This is a genomic window from Thermanaeromonas sp. C210, assembly GCF_013167955.1.
In the GTDB taxonomy this organism is placed as follows: domain Bacteria; phylum Bacillota; class DSM-521; order Neomoorellales; family Neomoorellaceae; genus UBA12545.
This window is the reverse complement of sequence record NZ_BLWF01000002.1, coordinates 261,682-278,346: the sequence shown is the minus strand read 5'-3', so window position 1 is coordinate 278,346 and position 16,665 is coordinate 261,682. Positions and strand designations below refer to the sequence as shown.

The following is a 16,665-nucleotide window of genomic DNA, read 5'->3' as shown; positions in this document are numbered from 1 at the left end:
TATCTTAGGTTCTAAAATATCGGGCGTATTCCTCGGGCGCCAGTTCCTGGTAGCAGGTGGGGCAGAGGACGCCCTTGGAGGGGACCTCGACGGGGGTTTCCCCTAAAATGCGGCTTATTAAACTAGTGGAGGCTCCACAGCGCAGGCAGGCATCAGGGGCCGGTTCCACCCTCGTTCACCACCTCTCTCACCTAAAGTATGTGTAGCTTGGGCAGGGGCATACCTCCGCGGTAGTGGGAACTCCTGGAGCAGCAGGGCCCGTTTCCTCATAAGATAAACCAGGAGGGATGCCCCGTGGCCTTTGTTCTACTTTTTGGCATTGCCGTGGCCGCCTTCATTATGTTAGTCTACCCCTTGTTAGGGAGAGGTTCCCCGGAAAAAGGAAAAGGGATCTGCCTACTGCTTATAGTGCAGAACTTAGAGGAATGTATTGAAGGAATTATGCGGGAGATACTGTGGCGGAGCTCCCTTATGGGGCAGCGGTTAGAACTGCTGGTAATAGACAGGGGCTCTACGGACGACACCAGGGCCATTCTGAGCCGGTTCGCCCATCCCTACCCCGCCTGCACGGTGATTTTGTCTCCCGACGGGAGGCCGGACTGGGAACCACCAGAGGTGGTAGGCGGCGGGGGCAGGGTAGTACTGTGGGACCTGACGGGGCAGCCTTGCTGCCATGGCAAGGAAGTGGGATATCATTTTAGGCAATTGTTGGATAAAAATATTAGTTCTGCCAGCAGGGAAACGGGTGGCTGACAGCGAATTTTTTATGTGTTCATGTATGTGACCTGTAGGGAAGTAGGTAAGCCGAACAATGAGCAATCTTCCCAACGGACCGTTTCGTATCGTTTGGGCCATGATGGGGACGGCTTGTCTTTTTTTTGCCCTTTCTACCTCTAAGCCTCCTGCCTCCCCTTGGGGTTTAGCCCTGGCAGCCCTTCAAGTCCAGCTGGCTTTCTGGTCCCCGTCTTGCTGGCAGCAATGCCGCTGGGGCCGTTGGGCCGTTTACGGCGCCGGTATAGTGCTGGCGGCATGGTGGATTTACAGTGAGGGTGCCCGGACGGTCGCTTATCCCGAGGCGCTTTTTTTAGCGCCTATGGTGGCCGTTTTGGGTGACCAGCGTCGAGAGGGCCTGTTCTTGATCGGGGCTGCGCTCATTACCGGAATTTTTTTGGGACCGGCGGCGGAACCCCACGATATCCACCGGTTCTGGCCGGAACTGGCGGGCTGGACCATCTTAAGTTTGGCCTGGTGGTTTATCGTGGGCCACCTCTGGGAAAGGCACAGGCTGGCCGTCCGGCAAGAAGAATTGCTGCGACGCCTAAGGCAGGAGTACGATGAAACCCGGGCTAGGCTCGCCGAGGCGGAATATTTGGCCGTGACCGATCATCTTACGCGGCTGTTCAACCAGCGGTATTTTGACCACATGTTAGAAAAGCTGACCCAGGAACCCCATAAATTATCTTCTCTGTCCGTCCTTATGGTCGACCTCGACCATTTCAAAGAGGTAAACGACAAATACGGACATATGGTAGGCAATCAGGTCTTAAGGGAAGTAAGCGAGTTACTCAAGCACCAGGTCCGGGCAAAGGATGTGGTGGCCCGTTACGGAGGAGAAGAGTTCGCCTTGATCCTCCCCGGCGCGGACTGCGGCCACGCCCAGCAGGTGGCGGAGCGCATTCGCAAGGCCATAGAGGAGCACGTTTTTGCCCGGGATAAGGGTGTAGAAGTCCGCCTGACGGTGAGCATTGGTATAGCTTCCTGGCCCCATGATGCCCGGGACAAAACAGAGCTTTTGAGCCGGGCCGACGCGGCCCTCTATATGGCCAAAAGGGCAGGCCGCAATAGCATTTGCGCCTATACCCTGGCCCAAGGATTAAGCTTTAACGGAAGTTTATAACGCGAGTTAAAAAACAGGGGTGTTCTGATTAAGGCCCCATGGCACAGGGTGTTTTTTGCTGGCAGGGGTATTTGTACATTGTCCACGATGGAGGGAGAGGGCGGTTGGGCTTGACCCACCGTCCCCCTTTAGACCGGCGCTTTTGGGAGCTTAAGGGCTACCATTTTATGGACCTTGTCTCGCCGTGTCTCAATTTGGGCACGGCTTTCTTTGTGCTGAAGCACCTGGAGGAGCGCTGGGCGGCGGTCGGGTACAGCCTTTCCAGGGTGGATGCGGTGCTGAAGGAAGTGTCCCGGCGATGTAAGGTTACCCTGGCCCGGCGCCCCGCTCCCGCGGGCCAACCCCTGCCGCCGGAGGAAGAGGCCCGCCTCGCAGGCCGGATCTTGTCCGGGCGCATCCTCCTGCTGGAGGAAGTGGGCCGCGCCCTGGCGGAGAACGGTGTACGGGTGACCGCAGAGCTGGCCGACCTCCTCCATTATCTTTATCTCCAAGGGGAATGCGAACTGCGGCCGGCGGTAGGATTCGATGCCCAGGGCGTCCCCAAATGTAACCGCTGCGGCCAGGGGGACAAGCTGTACCGGTCGAGTTGCGGAGCCTGCGGCAGCACCCACTGCTACGTGTGCGAGGGCTGTCTGGAACTGGGGGAGGCCCGCACCTGCCGCGCCCTCTATGCCCGACCGGGGGCGGAAAGGGCCGGCATGTTTCCCTGCCGTACGGTGAGCCCCGTCCTTCCTTTTTCGTTGACACGGGCCCAGGAGGAGGCAGCCCTTCAGGCGAGGACCTTTGTTGAAGAAGGGAAGTGCCCTCGATGCCTCATCTGGGCCGCCTGCGGCGCCGGCAAGACGGAGGTGGCCTACGGGGCCCTGGCCGCGGCCCTCAGCCGCGGTAAGGAAGTGCTTTACACCTGCCCCCGCCGGGAAACCACTAAAGAGATATACCGGAGGCTCCAGCAGGCCTTCCCGGGGGTAGAGATGACCATCCTTCACGGTGAAAGCGGCTCCAAGTATGCGCCGGCCCAGCTGGTGGCGGCCACCACTCACCAGGTGTTGCGGTGCTACCGGCGCTTTGATCTCATCATTTTGGACGAAGTGGATGCCTTCCCCCTGGCCGGAGATGGGCGACTTTATTACGGATTGGAGCGCAGCCTCAGGCCCGGCGGTCAGATTCTTTATATGACGGCCACGCCCCCACCGGAGCTGGCCGCCCAGGCCAGGCGGAGGCGGCTACCCGTCATCTATCTGCCGGCCCGCCCCCACGGATACCCCCTGCCCGAGCCCCAAATTATTTTGGCCAGGGGCCTCAGGCGGCCCATGGGCAGATTGCCGCGGCCGGTAGTAGAATGTCTTCGTTTGAGCCTTAACGGGGATGGGGCCTCCCTTTTGATCTTTGTACCCGCGGTAGACCTGGTGGCCCAGGTTGTGGACTGGCTGCTGGAGTGCCGGGAATTCGAGGGCCTGGGGGATTGGGTGAGGGGTTGCCATGCCGCCCTGCCGGAGCGGGAAACGGTGCTGGCGGCCTTTCGCCGGGGGGAATTTCCCGTCATGGTTACCACCACCCTTCTGGAGAGGGGTATTACCCTTCCCCGCCTGAACGTCATGGTCCTCTTCGCCCACCACCGGCGGATTTTCGACCAGAATACCCTGGTGCAGATTGCGGGCCGGGCGGGAAGGACGTCTTCCTTTCCCCAGGGGAAAGTGTGGCTTGTGGCCGACAGGATCACTCCCGAAATGGCCGAGGCCTGCCGCATTATCCGCTCTTTCAACCGCCTGGCCTTCCAGAGGGGTTACCTGCGGGCGGTGGAAAGGAGGCAGTAAACGGGTACGGTGGGATGGAAGGATTGGCTCTTTGTCCGGGACAAGGAGTGTTTTATCTGCCGGAGGCCCGGAGCCTTAGGATACCTCTGCCCGTCTTGCAGCCGGACCCTTAAAACGTGGGAGCAGGAATTTCGGCCCTGCCGGCGTTGCGGCCGGCTTCTTTGCAAGGAGTACGCGGGGGAACTTTGCCCCCAATGTGGGGAAAAGCTACCTCCCTTTCGCCTGGCGCGGGCCGTCGGCCCCTACCGGGGAGAACTGCGGCGGGCCATCCTGGAGTTCAAATACCGGGGCCGGCGTTCCCTGGCTTTGCCCCTGGGATATCTTTTAAGCCGGGTAGTGGCGGAAGAGCCCCTTTACGGCCGCCCACGGGCGGTTATACCCGTACCCTTAAGCTCCCAGCGCCTTAAGGAGCGCGCCTTTAACCAGTCCGCCCTTCTTGCCCGGGAATTGAGCCGCCTTTTGGGGATCAAACTCCTCGAGGAGGTATTGGTAAAGGTGCGCCATACGCCGCCCCAGGCCGGCTTAGATCGCCTTGCCCGTCTCCAGAATCTACAGAGGAGTTTTGAGGTAGTCGAATCCTCCAGGATAGTAGGACTCGATGTGCTGTTGGTGGACGATGTCTTGACCACCGGAATTACGGCGGCCGCCTGTACGGTCGCCCTCCTGGAGGGTGGGGCCCGTTCCGTGGCGGTGGTGACGGTGGCTACCAGCCTTTTTTAGGGGCCGTTCGACAAGTCAGGGTATATATTTTGGCCTTATCCGACATATTTCTTCCTAATCCACACCGAAGTCCACAGCAGAAAGGCAATATCGGCAGGTTATTAACAGACTTATCCACTTTATCCACAGGGAAAGGGGTGCAGTCCGAGTGTGGAAGAAGGTGTTTTCGACAAGACAGCGTCTGACAAGGGGCCCGCGGTGAGGGGATGGCCTTCGACGGTTCTTATCTTCCCGGGGTCGCTGGCCACCCGGTGTCGATAGCCAGGCCCGGGTGAGGGAGGTAATGGGGCCCCGCTTATTAGCGGGGCCCTTAAAGGGGGCCTTCCAACCTGTATAAGCCTGTGGCCGGGCCCGGGTGGAGAACCCAGCCAGGGCACTAATGGGAGGTAACGGAAAAGGCGAAAAGAGCGTGCGGTAGAATCACGGGTTCGGCGTTTGCGAGGCGTGCTGTCTCTCGGGTCGTTTATCGACAAAGCTCAGGAGGACGGTGCTGAGTACCGCGACTACAAGGGCGGCATAGGTTTCCGTAAAATCGGGGTGCAGGGGATAGCGGCCGAACTGGGACTTATAGAACACCCAGAAGAAGCCGGCAAGGGCGGTGACGATCATCCCATAGACGGCTCCTTGGGGCGAAGTCCTGCGCCAGTAAATGGCAAACAGAAGGATGACGAAGAGGGAACCGCGGATGGTATAGGCAAAATAGACCATATCCAGGATACGGGTGCTGCCGTACATTAAAAGGGCCAGAAGGAGGCAAAGGAGGCCGGCCGCGCCGGTGCTCAGCCGCGACACCAATAGTAATTGTTGGTCGCCTGCTGCCGGGCGCCACAGGCGCTGGTAGAGGTCTTTAGTAAACATGGTACCGGCAGCGAGGATAATGGGGGCCACTGTGGAAAGGATGGCGGCCATTATGGAGGCCAGGACAATGCCGCCGACTACTGGGTGCAAATGCATCATCAAGGTGGGCAGGGCCAGCTTGGCGTTGGCCAATTCCGGGAAACGTACTTTGGCGGCCATTCCTAACAGAGCGGTAAGAATACCGAAGGGCGCTACGAGAAGGGCCGTAATCAAAGCCCCCTGTTGTGCGACCCGGACGTCCTTGGCCGCCAGTATCGGTTGGATGCCGGCCTGGGCCGTACAGGCTCCCAAAATAGAAGCAATAATCCAGGATGAGATGGCAGACCAGCCGATGCCGGTCCAGCTGAAGTAAGGATGGGCGGGTAAATGGCTCTTGAGGGAGGCCAGACCGCCTATGTCGCCCAGGACGAAGGCTACGGCCAGGACGGCTCCCCCATACATGGCGATGAGGTGCAGTAGATTGGTGTACCCGACGGCCGTCATGCCCCCGGCCAGGGTATAGACGATAAACCCGAGGCCGAGGATGATGACCGACGCGTGATAGCTAAGGCCGAGGACGGAGACGCCTAAAGTCCCGGCGGCGATGACTTGGGCGGTTCCCACGGCGATCATGACGAAAATGAGCAATACGCTGGCTACGGTACGGGCCCGGAGGCCCAGGAACTTTTCTACGATTCCGGGTACCGTTACGGTATCGAGGCTGCGGTAAAATTTGGCGAAGAACAGGGCCAGGACCATGACCCCGATGCCGTTGGCTATGGTATACCAGGCCCCGGAAAGCCCGGCGATAAACCCATACTCTGCAATGCCCGTGGTGGAAGTACCGCCCAGCCATTCGCCGACCCCCACGACCACCACCATCAAGACACCCAGCCCGGCCCCGTGAAAGGAAGTGGCACTGCGGGTTTTTGTCTTGGCTAAGAAACCGACGGCTAGGGTTATGGCGAAATAAGCCAGGATAATCAATAATTGTAAGGACATAAGATCGTTGCCCTCCTGCTGTTGAAAATAGGCGGATTAAGGAGTAACGGGAGGCCTGAAGAGGCCTCCCGTTACCAGGACGGTAGGCATTTTATTCGACCGGCACTTCTATATCCAGTAGGGGGGCGTACTGCTGGCAGCCGAAGACATCGGAGTCTCCGGGGCTTCCGCTAGGACGCCGGCGGTAGATGGTAAACTTAATGGCGTAGGCAGGGTCGAATTCGACGAAGTCGGCAATTCTTTCCCGTTCGATGCCGTAAAGCTTGCAGATAGTTTCCGGGGTCAGGACCCCGCTCTTTTTCACCAGCTCGTACTTTTCCTTTTCCCGGAAAATAATGTCAAAGGTAATCTTATCGGTACCGGCATTTTTACTGCGGATGGTCTTGGCCAGGTCGGCCAGTTTTGCAGTAGGCATTAGCAGTACCTCCTTACTTTCCCGCTTCGGTGAGATAAGTGGGGAATAATTCTAGCGGATCATCCAGGCGAACAATGTGGTTCATGGTCCACATATAGGCCGGGGATGCGGGCAGCACCTCATCGAGCACAAAGGCCACGCCACCGGCCGTTCCCTTGACTTCCGGCAGGCGGGCGTAGAACATTTGCCGGGTTCCGATCATGGTCACCTCTTCGGCCATGGCCTTGGTGGGGGCGATGCCCTGGACTACGACGCAGAGTTCGTGGGAACGGATTTCTTTCACCGGTTCCAGCTCTCCCATGACGCCGTTGCGGCCGAAAACATGATAATGCAGCTCATAACCTTCGTCGCCGAAGCGTTCTCGCACCTGGGCCCGCGCCCACTCGATAACTTTGTCGATGTTCTTGATGGTGTAAGGATCGCGGATGCCGGCAATACCGACGTAGCGCTCGCCCACCTTTCCGGAACCCTCCAGCTTTACCCACCATTCCGGGGAAGGGACGAACTTCGGCCCGGTAATCCGGCAGGTTTTCTCATCGTATTGCTCATACCGGCAGTTACTCATATCCAGCATGCCGCCCAGGACGTATTCATAGTAGGGGTTGGATCTTTCGTACATGGCGTGACCGGCCACCGAAGCTACGGTGCACCGCTGCTGCGGGTGCATGGCCGTGACCAGGACTTCCTTTTCGGTAATGGTACCGATGACCGTCTCCTTGCCGCCGTAGGGCTCGGCGCAGAAGGAAGCGCACTCCAACACCTTGCCCAGGTAGTAGGCCAGATCCTCGGGGAAGCCCGCGCGGATGGCCGGGGCGGCAAAAATGACGCAGTCGCTGGAGCGTCCGCCGATAATGACGTCGGCCCCCATGTCCAGGAGCTTAATATAGGGGTGTACTCCGGCCATGGCGACGATGCGGTCGGTTTTCTCCAGATCCGCCCTGGTGAGGTTGGGACGGCCGTCGAGGCCCTTAATGACCTCGCCCTTATCCATTTTTCGGGCCAGGTAGTCCTTGCTCACCTCGGAATAGAAATAGCCAATCTTAAACTTGGGAAGGTTGTGTTTGTCGGCCAGCTCCTTGATAATATTGACATAGAGGTCCACGCGGCTGTTGGTGCCGGTGTCGCCCGCCGAGCCGATGATCATGGGTACCCCCAGCCTGCGGGCCGCCAGCAGCATGTGCTCCAGGTCATGTCTTTGCCATTCCAGGGGACTGGTGGAAGTGTCCGAGCCCAGGGGACCGGGGCCTATGTCGTCGCTCCCCGAGTCCGCCAGGATGAAATCGGGCTTGGTCTCCACACCCAGATAAAAACTCTCTGTCTTGATGGGGGCAAACCCCAGGTGGCCGTTGGGGCACAGGAAGCGAAGCGGTTTTTTTACCATGCCTACTCCCTCCAGGATGTTATCACGTGTTATAACCTCATGAAATAAATATTCTACATGAGTTCCGGTTTTCCTTCTGCTTGAGAAATAAAAAATAGTTTTTTTCTCCGGGCGTTTGCCGGCCGGCGGCTGACAAGACCTGTGTTGATTTCGACCCCTGCCCTGTGTTAATCTTGTTATGACATAGAAGATGCGAGGTTTGGAGGTTGTGTTTGTGTCGCGGAATGTACCCCTGGCAACGGGAGAGGGGCAGCTATCGCCCGAAAAGTCCAAACCCCTTTATCAACAATTGAAAGAAGTACTCGCGGAACAGATTAAGAACGGTATACTCAAGCCGGAGCAGCGCCTGCCTTCGGAAAAGGAACTGTGCGCCATGTATAACGTCAGCCGGATTACGGTGCGCCAGGCCCTGGCGGAACTGGCAAGGGAAGGGCTGATCTATCGCAGCCACGGCAAGGGCACCTTTGTGGCCCGGCCCCGCATTCACCAGGAGCTGGTGAGGGTGACGCCCTTTGAGGAAACCCTGCGTAGCAAGGGTTTGGAGCCTTCCACCGAATATCTGGGCAGCAGCCTTATAGCGGCGGATTATCACCTGGCTACGGTACTGGCTATTCCCATTGCCACCCAGGTGACGCGGCTGGAACTTTTGGGGTTAGGCAATAATGAACCCATGGTTTATTACGTTTCTTACTTTGCCGGCGAGCTTGGGGAGAAATTATCCGATTTAGCCCGCGAGCTTTCCCGGCAGAGGGTTGCCTTTTCTACCCTTGACCTATATAAAAAGGCAGGGCTACCCTCACCGTCCATGCTCACCCAGTCCTTTGAGGCCGTGGCCGCCGGGAGGGAACAGGCCCGAATACTGGGGGTTAAACAGGGAGAGCCCCTCCTCCTGGTAACTTCCCTGGTTTACACGGCCGCAGGGCGCCCGGTGGAATACAAGCGGGCCGCCTATCGGGGGGATAAGTATAGCTTCTATATAACCCGGCCGGTCAACGGCGGAGAGGGTTATGACGGGTACTAACAACTTGGCGAAAAGAACGACAGCTGTTTTTGAAAGGCGTTGCTAGGAGCCTCCGGTGAATCCTTTCATGCGGAGGCTTCTTCATTATTTATATAGGGGCCTACCCGTACTGTGGATTTGACAATTAATAAAATCGTTTGAAACCAGCAGGAAAAACTCCATCGACATAGAATAGTTATATCAGGTTATAACCAAATTAGAAAGGGGGTATGACCTTTATGGAAAGCGTCCGCATAGGTATTACTACCGGATGGGAGGAGGGCAATGTGGTCCCCGGCTGGTCCCTGATCTATACGGTAAAGGCCTGCGTAGAAGTAGTGGAAAGGGCCGGCGGCATTCCCCTCCTTCTGCCGGTGGTGGGCGATGTTGCAATTCGCCGCAAGATGTTAGAGAATATTGACGCACTGATTGCTGCAGGTGAGGTTTTAAGTGTTAAGCGCAATGTTTTGCAAGGGCCTGCCAAAGATTTGGAAAGCCAGAATCCCCTGCGTTTTGCCAACGAGAGGGATTATCTGCTGGGCGCTTTGGAGCGAAATATGCCCGTGCTGGGTATTTGCCGCGGGCACCAGGTTTTGAACGTCCTTTGCGGGGGCACCATGTACCTGGACGACATTCACCTCCGGCCGGAAAATAAGGGTGTGGTACATCACCAGGGAAGCAGGCCGCCGGGAGAGACTGCTCACAGGATAGCAATGGACGGCATCCTGGCCAGGCTTACCGGTGAAAAGGAGGCTATGGTCAATAGTTTTCACCGTCAGGCGGTTAAGGAGCCACCCCCGGGGTTTACAGCCGTTGCCTGGGCGCCGGACGGCGTCATTGAAGCCATGGCCAGCCTGGAGCATGACTTTGTGGTGGGGGTGCAATTTCACCCCGAGGTTTTGCCGGAGTCTTTATGGTTAGAATTGTTTAAAGGATTGATAAATGCAGGAGCAAGGTACAGACAAAGGCGAGAAAGGGCTTAAAGAACGGGGAATGAATTTTGCACTCTGCAAAGGGAGGGTTATGATAAATGCCGGTCCAAATGGTGGGGCCTTTTCCCCTTGAGGTCTTCTGGCTAATTGAGCTGCTCCTTGTTATTGCCCTGGTTTTCATAGGGTTTAAAAGGCCGATTTACGAGGCTATGGCTATTGCCTTTGCCTTCACGATCGTAATGACCGGCCGCTACGATTTGTTCTGGTCGGGCCTTCTGGGCCCTACCACAAGCGGCCTCTTCTACATCATTGTAGGCTTCCTGGTGTTTGCCCATATATTGGGCAAAACAAGAGTGGTGGAGAAATTAATTAATATAATCTTGGCGGTTATCGGCGGTCTGCCCGGGGGTGCCGGTTATGTAGCCCTTTTCGGCAGCTGTGCCCTGGCCACCATGACAGGGACGGGACCGGGCAACGTGGCGGCCACCGGCGTTTTCACCATCCCCGCCATGATCCGGAGCGGCTTTCCCCGCCACCTGGCAGCAACGGTAGAAATGGCTGCCAGTATGCTGGGCAACCAGGTGGGCCCCGGGCTTAATTTGGTGGCCTTTGCCATACTTTCAACTCTGTACCCGGACAAGTACTCCCTATCCACCTTCTGGCTGGGTCTATATATCGTTTTCGGCTGGCTACTCCTCCAGCGCTGGCTCACCCTGCTGGCTTTTTGCAAGTATTACAAGGTGCAGCCTGTCCCTAAAGAGGAGAGGCCCGACCTCCGTACGGCCATCAAGGAAGGCTGGAGTGCCCTTCTGATTCCTGTTTTTATCTTGGGGCCGATTATTATCGATTCCCTGTTCAAGGACGCTCTGGTGGCCCGCTACGGCCCGGATGGTGCCAAGGCCTTTTCCGCTTCGGTGTTGCTCATGGCGGCGGGTTTTTGCACCTTTTACGCCCTCTTGATAGGCCGCAAGGAGATACCGGGGGGATTCAATTTTAGAGGTGTTTTCGCCATGTTCCGGGACAGCCTGAAAGGGGTAGTGCCGGTTTCAGCTACTATTTACCTGGCCTACGCCATTGCCCTGGTGTTCCAGAAAGTAGAAATGAGCGAAGCAATTCAGACGTGGTTCCTCGGTTTGGGTCTGGGCAAAGTAGGTTGGGCCTTCTGGATAGTGCTCTTTACCTGTTTCTTAGGCATGGTCTTGCCCGGCTCCTCCCAGGTGGCCATCCTGGGCTCGGCCATTATCTCCACCGGCGCGGCGGTGGGCATAGATCCTTTCCTGGTGGCCGTCGTTATGCCGGCCATAACTGGTGTAATGGAAGGTGTGACGCCGCCCCTGGCCCTGGCCATGTATACGGCAATGGGTATTGCCCGGTCGAAATTCTGGGAAACAGCAAAGTTAACTTATGTATGGGTTTTAGCCCATGGTGTAGTTACGTTCTTACTCCTCGTAGGCTTGTTACCCATCTTTATCAATTAGTTGCCCTCTGGGGAGGTGCCTGCTGCTGATGAAAAAAGCCATAATAAATCTGTTTAACAACCTTTTTGGCGGGTTGGTTCTGGTCGCCGTCCTCATCGGCGCGGTGGTAGCCTTTATGTTCGTGGCGGGTTTCGTGGCGGGCGGCCAGACGGGTGCCTGGATGGCGGTGACGGGTAAAAAGCTGCTAGACTACGCCATAAAGATAGCCGCCGTGGGCGTGTTATTCGGTTTGTTTAGCTTTTATACAGGGGGAACCCATGAATTAACCCTGAGCAATGAGCGGGAAAGCGAAACCGACTAGGCGGCCCGGAGGGGATAAAGGAGTCTTCGGCCCCGCCCCCTTTCTTGTTGGGGCAATTCCTTCTGGACCTGTCCCCCAGGGAGGAAGCGCCGGCCGGAGCTCCGTGCGTTGGGGCTCAGGTTAATTTTGGATCTAGTGCCGTACCTTCTACCTTCCACCTTTCTTTTTGCGGGGCAGGGCAACCGGCCCTGAAGAATACTGATCCCACTTCGGTTCGCGAAGGCCTTTCCGGCCAAAGGTGGAGACCTCTTTGCGCTACCGTTTGACTTTGGGCGATCCGTGTGATAGAATAAAACCACTTCAGGGTTGTTAAGGGACCTTGGGGTGCAAGAAATTGTTAGGAGGAAGGTTTTACAGAATGAAGATGATCGGCAAGGTCAAATGGTTTAGCGCCCAGAAGGGGTACGGTTTCATCGAAAGGGAGGATGGCACGGACGTGTTCGTCCACTATTCGGCCATCCAGGAAGAGGGTTTCAAAAGCCTAACGGCAGGCGAGGAAGTGGAGTTTGATATAGTAGAAGGACCCCGCGGTCCCCAGGCAGCCAATGTGGTAAAACTCTAGGCGACAGGCCCCGGCTTTAGGTCGGGGCTTTTTAGTCCTGTGGCAGGAGATAGAAGAGGCGCAGGGAAATAATATAACTAGAATAATATGCAAGGCAAGGGGTGTTCCGTCGGTGCGGATTATCGTTCGGGGAAAGAATTTACAAGTTACAGATGCCTTGCGCCGTTATGCGGAAAAACGGTTGAATAAGCTAGAAAAATTTCTGGGGGAGAATGTTGAGGTTCAGGTCAACATGTCGGTGGCCAGAGATAGACATATTGTAGAAGTGACGGCCGCCCTGGACGGGTACTTACTGCGTGGTGAAGAGGCCACCGGCGATATGTACAGTTCCATAGACCTGGTCCTGGAAAAACTGGAAAAGCAGATGGAAAAATATAAAACGAAATTAGCCCGCAGAGTAAAAAACAACACCTTCAAGGAATGGGCGGAGGCCAATCCAGCGCGGGAGGAGGTTCATGAGGCGGACGACGAGCCCAAAATTGTGCGCACCAAGCGCTTTCCGGTAAAGCCCATGCCCGTGGAAGAGGCCATTTTGCAGATGAACCTCCTGGGACACAACTTTTTTGTCTTTGCCAATGCGGAAACCGAACAGGTTAATGTCCTCTACCGCCGCAAAGACGGCAATTATGGGCTAATTGAACCAGAATTATAAAGTAAAGTAGCTTTTTGGTTAACTAAGGAGAAACTGGTACCGTTATGGCCGGTTTCTCTATTTTTTATGGGGATTCCTTTGGCCGGAAGGGAAATATTCCTGAAAAGCGAATTAGTACTAGAGATTCTTCCAATACATGCGAAAAGGGTGAGCAGCCGAATTGACAGACAAGAAAGGCAAAGATGCAGTCGACGCGGCAGAGTACGAACGAGTCATATGTCAAGTAAAAGGTGTCCTTTCGGCTCGCCTGGTAACCGGCCCCGAGGGCTCGATAGAAGAAATCCACGTCCTGGCTTCGCCTGAGCGCAACCCCAAACAGGTGGTGCGGGATATTGAAACAGCCGTCCTGGTCCAACTGGGCACCCCCCTGGATCATAAAAAGATCAGCGTGGCACAGCTAGAAGAGCAAGGGAGCCAGTGGCCAGATGTCCTCAAGGAACCATCCGGCCCCCACGTAGTGTCCTGCGGACGCTTAAGGTTACGTAGTTTAGACTTTTCTTTTCGAGGTTTACATGCCCGAGTAAAGATAGAGGTGGAGATAGAAAAGGGAGGAGAAGCCCGTCTTTACGAAGGCCATGCTTCGGGAACCAACTGGCCGGGCCGTGGATGTTTTCTGGTTGCCCATGCTACTTTGGAAGCGGTGGGGAAACACCTGGGGCAAAACCATGCTCTAATTCTGGAAGATCTGCGCCAACTAGAGGCGGCCGGTTCCCAGGCCATATTGGTGGTTGTTGGCCTAATGAGTACCGCCTGCCGGGAACGCCTGGCCGGGGTAGCCTTTCTGGACGAGGCTCCGGATGAGTTTCAAGCCACGGCCAAAGCGGTTTTCCGGGCCCTGGCGTGCCGTTTCTGCTTGTACAGGAGCTGATTTCCGCGCCTAGGGGGTGTGATTGCGCTGCCGGTACCGTCGTGCTAAAATAGGAAGGGAAAGCAGTGGGGGTTGTCGAGGGGGTGGTACATCCCCCTCGACTTATTAGGGGGGATATTTCCCATGTTTGGGTTTTTGCGCAATATACTGGACGATAATGCCCGGGAACTGAAGAAGCTTACTCGCCAGGTACAGGCCATCAACGCTCTGGAGCCGGAAGTAAGCGCGTTAAGCGACGCCGAACTGCAGGCCAAAACAGGGGAGTTTCGCCGTCGCCTAGACAGGGGTGCAACCCTGGATGAGCTCCTGTCCGAGGCTTTTGCCGTAGTGCGGGAGGCTTCCAAAAGGGTCCTGGGTTTGCGCCACTTCGATGTCCAGCTCATGGGGGGCATTGTGCTCCATCAGGGTCGCATTGCGGAGATGAAGACCGGTGAGGGCAAAACCCTGGTGGCCACCCTGCCGGCTTATTTAAACGCCCTGGCCGGCAGGGGTGTGCACATTGTTACGGTAAACGATTACCTGGCCCGCCGGGACAGCGAGTGGATGGGCAAAATCTATCGCTTCTTAGGCTTGACTGTGGGGCTCATTGTGCATGGCCTGGATCCGGCAGAACGACGCCGGGCCTATGCGGCGGACATCACCTATGGGACTAACAACGAGTTCGGTTTTGACTATCTGCGGGATAATATGGCCTTGCATCCGGAGCATGTGGTCCAACGGGACCTTTACTATGCTATAGTGGACGAAGTGGACAGCATCCTTATCGATGAGGCGCGGACGCCCCTCATTATTTCCGGCGAGGCGGAAAAGCCGACGGAAATGTATTACACGGTGGCCCGGATTATACCCCGCCTGAAGCCGGAAGAGGATTACCGGGTGGATGAGAAGGCTAAAGTGGCCACCTTGACGGAAGCGGGGGTGGCCAAGGTTGAGAAAATGCTGGGCATTGATAATCTTTACGATGACGCCAATATAGAGCTGGCCCATCATGTGCAGCAGGCCCTCAAAGCCCATACCCTCATGAAGAGGGACCGGGATTACGTGGTTAAAGATGGACAGGTCATTATTGTGGATGAATTTACAGGCCGTCTTATGTTCGGTCGGCGCTACAGCGAAGGACTTCACCAGGCCATTGAGGCCAAGGAAGGGGTTAAGATCGAGCGAGAAACCCAGACCCTGGCCACCATCACTTTCCAAAACTATTTCCGCATGTACGAGAAGCTGGCCGGCATGACGGGCACCGCAGCTACGGAGGAAGAAGAGTTCCGCAAGATCTACGGCCTGGACGTGGTGGTCATTCCCACCCACAAGCCCATGATCCGTGTAGATTATCCCGACGTTATTTACCGCACGGAGAAGGGCAAGTTTCAGGCGGTAGTAGAGGAGATCGTCGAACGGCATGCTAAGGGGCAGCCGGTCCTGGTGGGCACCATCTCCATTGAAAAGTCGGAGCGCCTGAGCGAAATGTTGAAGAAACGGGGGATACCCCACCAGGTCCTTAATGCCAAGTATCACGAAAAGGAAGCCGAAATTATAGCCCAGGCCGGCCGCCTGGGGGCGGTGACCATTGCCACCAACATGGCGGGCCGTGGTACGGATATCATGCTGGGGGGCAACCCGGAGTTTCTGGCCAAGGAGAGGATGCGCAAGGCCGGTTATCCCCCGGAGATTATTGCCGAGGCCACAGGTTTCGGGCCGGTTTCCTCCCCTGAAGTGGAGGAGGCGCGGCAGGTGTACCGGCAGTTTCTGGCCGAAGCCAGGGAAGAAACCGAGGCGGAGCACCAGAAGGTGGTGGCCCTGGGAGGCCTGCACATTATCGGCACCGAGCGTCATGAGTCCCGGCGGATAGACAATCAGCTGCGCGGCCGGGCCGGCCGTCAGGGAGATCCGGGCTCCAGCCGTTTCTATATTTCCCTAGAGGATGATCTCATGCGCCTCTTCGGGGCGGAAAACATTACCGGCCTGCTGGACCGGCTGGGGATGGACGACAGTACGCCCATCGACCACCCCCTGGTTTCCCGCTCCATTGAGACGGCCCAGAAAAAGGTGGAGGCCCATAACTTCGACCTGCGCAAGCACGTCCTGGAATACGACGATGTATTGAACCAGCAGCGGGAGATCATTTACCGCCAGCGGCGGCAGGTCCTTACGGGCGACGACCTATCCTCCATCATCGAGGACATGATAACCACGGTAGTGGACCGTACCATCGAGCGCTTTGCCGGGGACAGTAAATACCCGGAGGAGTGGGACTGGGAAGGCTTCCTGGAGTACGCCGGAAGACTTTTCCTGCCGGGTGTGGAGCCCGCCCTGGCGGACGAACTCAGGAAAATGGAAAAAGATGAGGTATATGCCTTTTTGCGGGATAAGGCCCTGGAGCTGTACCGCCGGCGGGAAAAGGAGCTGGGCAAGGAGACGCTCCGGGAGCTGGAAAGGCTGGTTCTCCTGAAGGTGGTGGATGCCAAATGGATGGACCACCTGGATGCCATGGACCAGCTTCGGCATGGTATCGGCCTGCGCGCTTACGGCCAGCGGGATCCCTTGATCGAGTATAAATTTGAAGCCTACCAGATGTTCCAAGAGATGGTCGCCTCTATCCAGGAAGAAGTGGTGCGCTACCTGTACCACGTGCGGGTTGCCCTTCCGGAGGAGAGGCGGCCGCGGCGGGTTGTCGAGAACCGTTACCGGGAAGAAGGGCCGCGGCAACCTGTGAGGCGCGAACAGAAAATCGGCCGTAACGACCCCTGCCCGTGCGGCAGCGGGAAAAAATATAAGAAGTGCTGCGGCCTTTCGGCTTGAGGCCGCA

Annotated in this window: 16 protein-coding genes; 12 read left to right on the top strand and 4 right to left on the bottom strand. The window is 56.8% G+C overall.

Going from position 1 to position 16,665, the window contains the following annotated elements; translation table 11 throughout:
- Nucleotides 1-4: 4 nt before the first annotated feature.
- A complete protein-coding gene (locus TAMC210_RS05440; RefSeq protein WP_173297784.1) occupies nt 5-169 on the bottom strand; it encodes a hypothetical protein in 165 nt (54 codons plus the stop codon).
- 125 nt (nt 170-294) lie between these two features.
- Here TAMC210_RS05440 and TAMC210_RS05435 point away from each other — a divergent pair, with 125 nt between their 5' ends.
- The 4 genes from TAMC210_RS05435 (at nt 295) to TAMC210_RS05420 (ending at nt 4,431) form a co-directional block, all read left to right on the top strand.
- Nucleotides 295-753, top strand: coding sequence for a glycosyltransferase (locus tag TAMC210_RS05435; protein WP_173297783.1), 459 nt, complete (start codon nt 295-297; stop codon nt 751-753).
- A 58-nt stretch (nt 754-811) separates the two neighbouring features.
- On the top strand, nt 812-1,897 hold the full coding sequence (locus tag TAMC210_RS05430) for a GGDEF domain-containing protein (RefSeq protein ID WP_173297782.1): 1,086 nt from the start codon (nt 812-814) through the stop codon (nt 1,895-1,897).
- 104 nt (nt 1,898-2,001) lie between these two features.
- Entirely contained in the window at nt 2,002-3,711 is a 1,710-nt protein-coding gene (locus TAMC210_RS05425) for a helicase-related protein (protein WP_173297781.1), read from the top strand.
- Nucleotides 3,712-3,720: 9 nt separating this feature from the next.
- Entirely contained in the window at nt 3,721-4,431 is a 711-nt protein-coding gene (locus TAMC210_RS05420) for a ComF family protein (protein WP_173297780.1), read from the top strand.
- 420 nt (nt 4,432-4,851) lie between these two features.
- Here TAMC210_RS05420 and TAMC210_RS05415 read toward each other — a convergent pair whose 3' ends face one another.
- From TAMC210_RS05415 to TAMC210_RS05405, 3 genes are all read right to left on the bottom strand, one after another.
- A complete protein-coding gene (locus TAMC210_RS05415) occupies nt 4,852-6,270 on the bottom strand; it encodes a sodium:solute symporter family protein (protein WP_173297779.1) in 1,419 nt (472 codons plus the stop codon).
- A 91-nt stretch (nt 6,271-6,361) separates the two neighbouring features.
- Nucleotides 6,362-6,685: a DUF4387 domain-containing protein gene (locus tag TAMC210_RS05410; protein ID WP_173297778.1), complete on the bottom strand. Its 324-nt coding sequence runs from the start codon at nt 6,683-6,685 to the stop codon at nt 6,362-6,364.
- Nucleotides 6,686-6,698: 13 nt separating this feature from the next.
- Nucleotides 6,699-8,066: an acyclic terpene utilization AtuA family protein gene (locus TAMC210_RS05405; protein WP_173297777.1), complete on the bottom strand. Its 1,368-nt coding sequence runs from the start codon at nt 8,064-8,066 to the stop codon at nt 6,699-6,701.
- A gap of 214 nt (nt 8,067-8,280) precedes the next feature.
- Between TAMC210_RS05405 and TAMC210_RS05400 the strand changes: the two genes are divergently transcribed.
- The 8 genes from TAMC210_RS05400 to secA all read left to right on the top strand — a co-directional run bounded on the left by TAMC210_RS05400 (nt 8,281) and on the right by secA (nt 16,658).
- Complete coding sequence (locus TAMC210_RS05400; protein ID WP_173297776.1) at nt 8,281-9,087, top strand: GntR family transcriptional regulator; 807 nt, start codon at nt 8,281-8,283, stop codon at nt 9,085-9,087.
- Nucleotides 9,088-9,305: 218 nt separating this feature from the next.
- A complete protein-coding gene (locus tag TAMC210_RS05395; RefSeq protein ID WP_173297775.1) occupies nt 9,306-10,049 on the top strand; it encodes a gamma-glutamyl-gamma-aminobutyrate hydrolase family protein in 744 nt (247 codons plus the stop codon).
- Between the two features lie 47 nt (nt 10,050-10,096).
- On the top strand, nt 10,097-11,476 hold the full coding sequence (locus TAMC210_RS05390; protein ID WP_173297774.1) for a TRAP transporter large permease subunit: 1,380 nt from the start codon (nt 10,097-10,099) through the stop codon (nt 11,474-11,476).
- 28 nt (nt 11,477-11,504) lie between these two features.
- Entirely contained in the window at nt 11,505-11,777 is a 273-nt protein-coding gene (locus tag TAMC210_RS05385) for a hypothetical protein (protein WP_173297773.1), read from the top strand.
- Nucleotides 11,778-12,141: 364 nt separating this feature from the next.
- The gene (locus TAMC210_RS05380; protein ID WP_173298150.1) at nt 12,142-12,339 is read left to right on the top strand and encodes a cold shock domain-containing protein; all 198 of its coding nucleotides are present in this window, start codon (nt 12,142-12,144) and stop codon (nt 12,337-12,339) included.
- A 112-nt stretch (nt 12,340-12,451) separates the two neighbouring features.
- Nucleotides 12,452-12,991, top strand: a complete 540-nt coding sequence (hpf, locus tag TAMC210_RS05375) for a ribosome hibernation-promoting factor, HPF/YfiA family (RefSeq protein ID WP_173297772.1) — start codon at nt 12,452-12,454, stop codon at nt 12,989-12,991.
- A gap of 160 nt (nt 12,992-13,151) precedes the next feature.
- Complete coding sequence (locus TAMC210_RS05370; RefSeq protein ID WP_173297771.1) at nt 13,152-13,859, top strand: hypothetical protein; 708 nt, start codon at nt 13,152-13,154, stop codon at nt 13,857-13,859.
- A 123-nt stretch (nt 13,860-13,982) separates the two neighbouring features.
- Nucleotides 13,983-16,658: a preprotein translocase subunit SecA gene (gene secA, locus TAMC210_RS05365; protein WP_173297770.1), complete on the top strand. Its 2,676-nt coding sequence runs from the start codon at nt 13,983-13,985 to the stop codon at nt 16,656-16,658.
- Nucleotides 16,659-16,665: the final 7 nt, after the last annotated feature.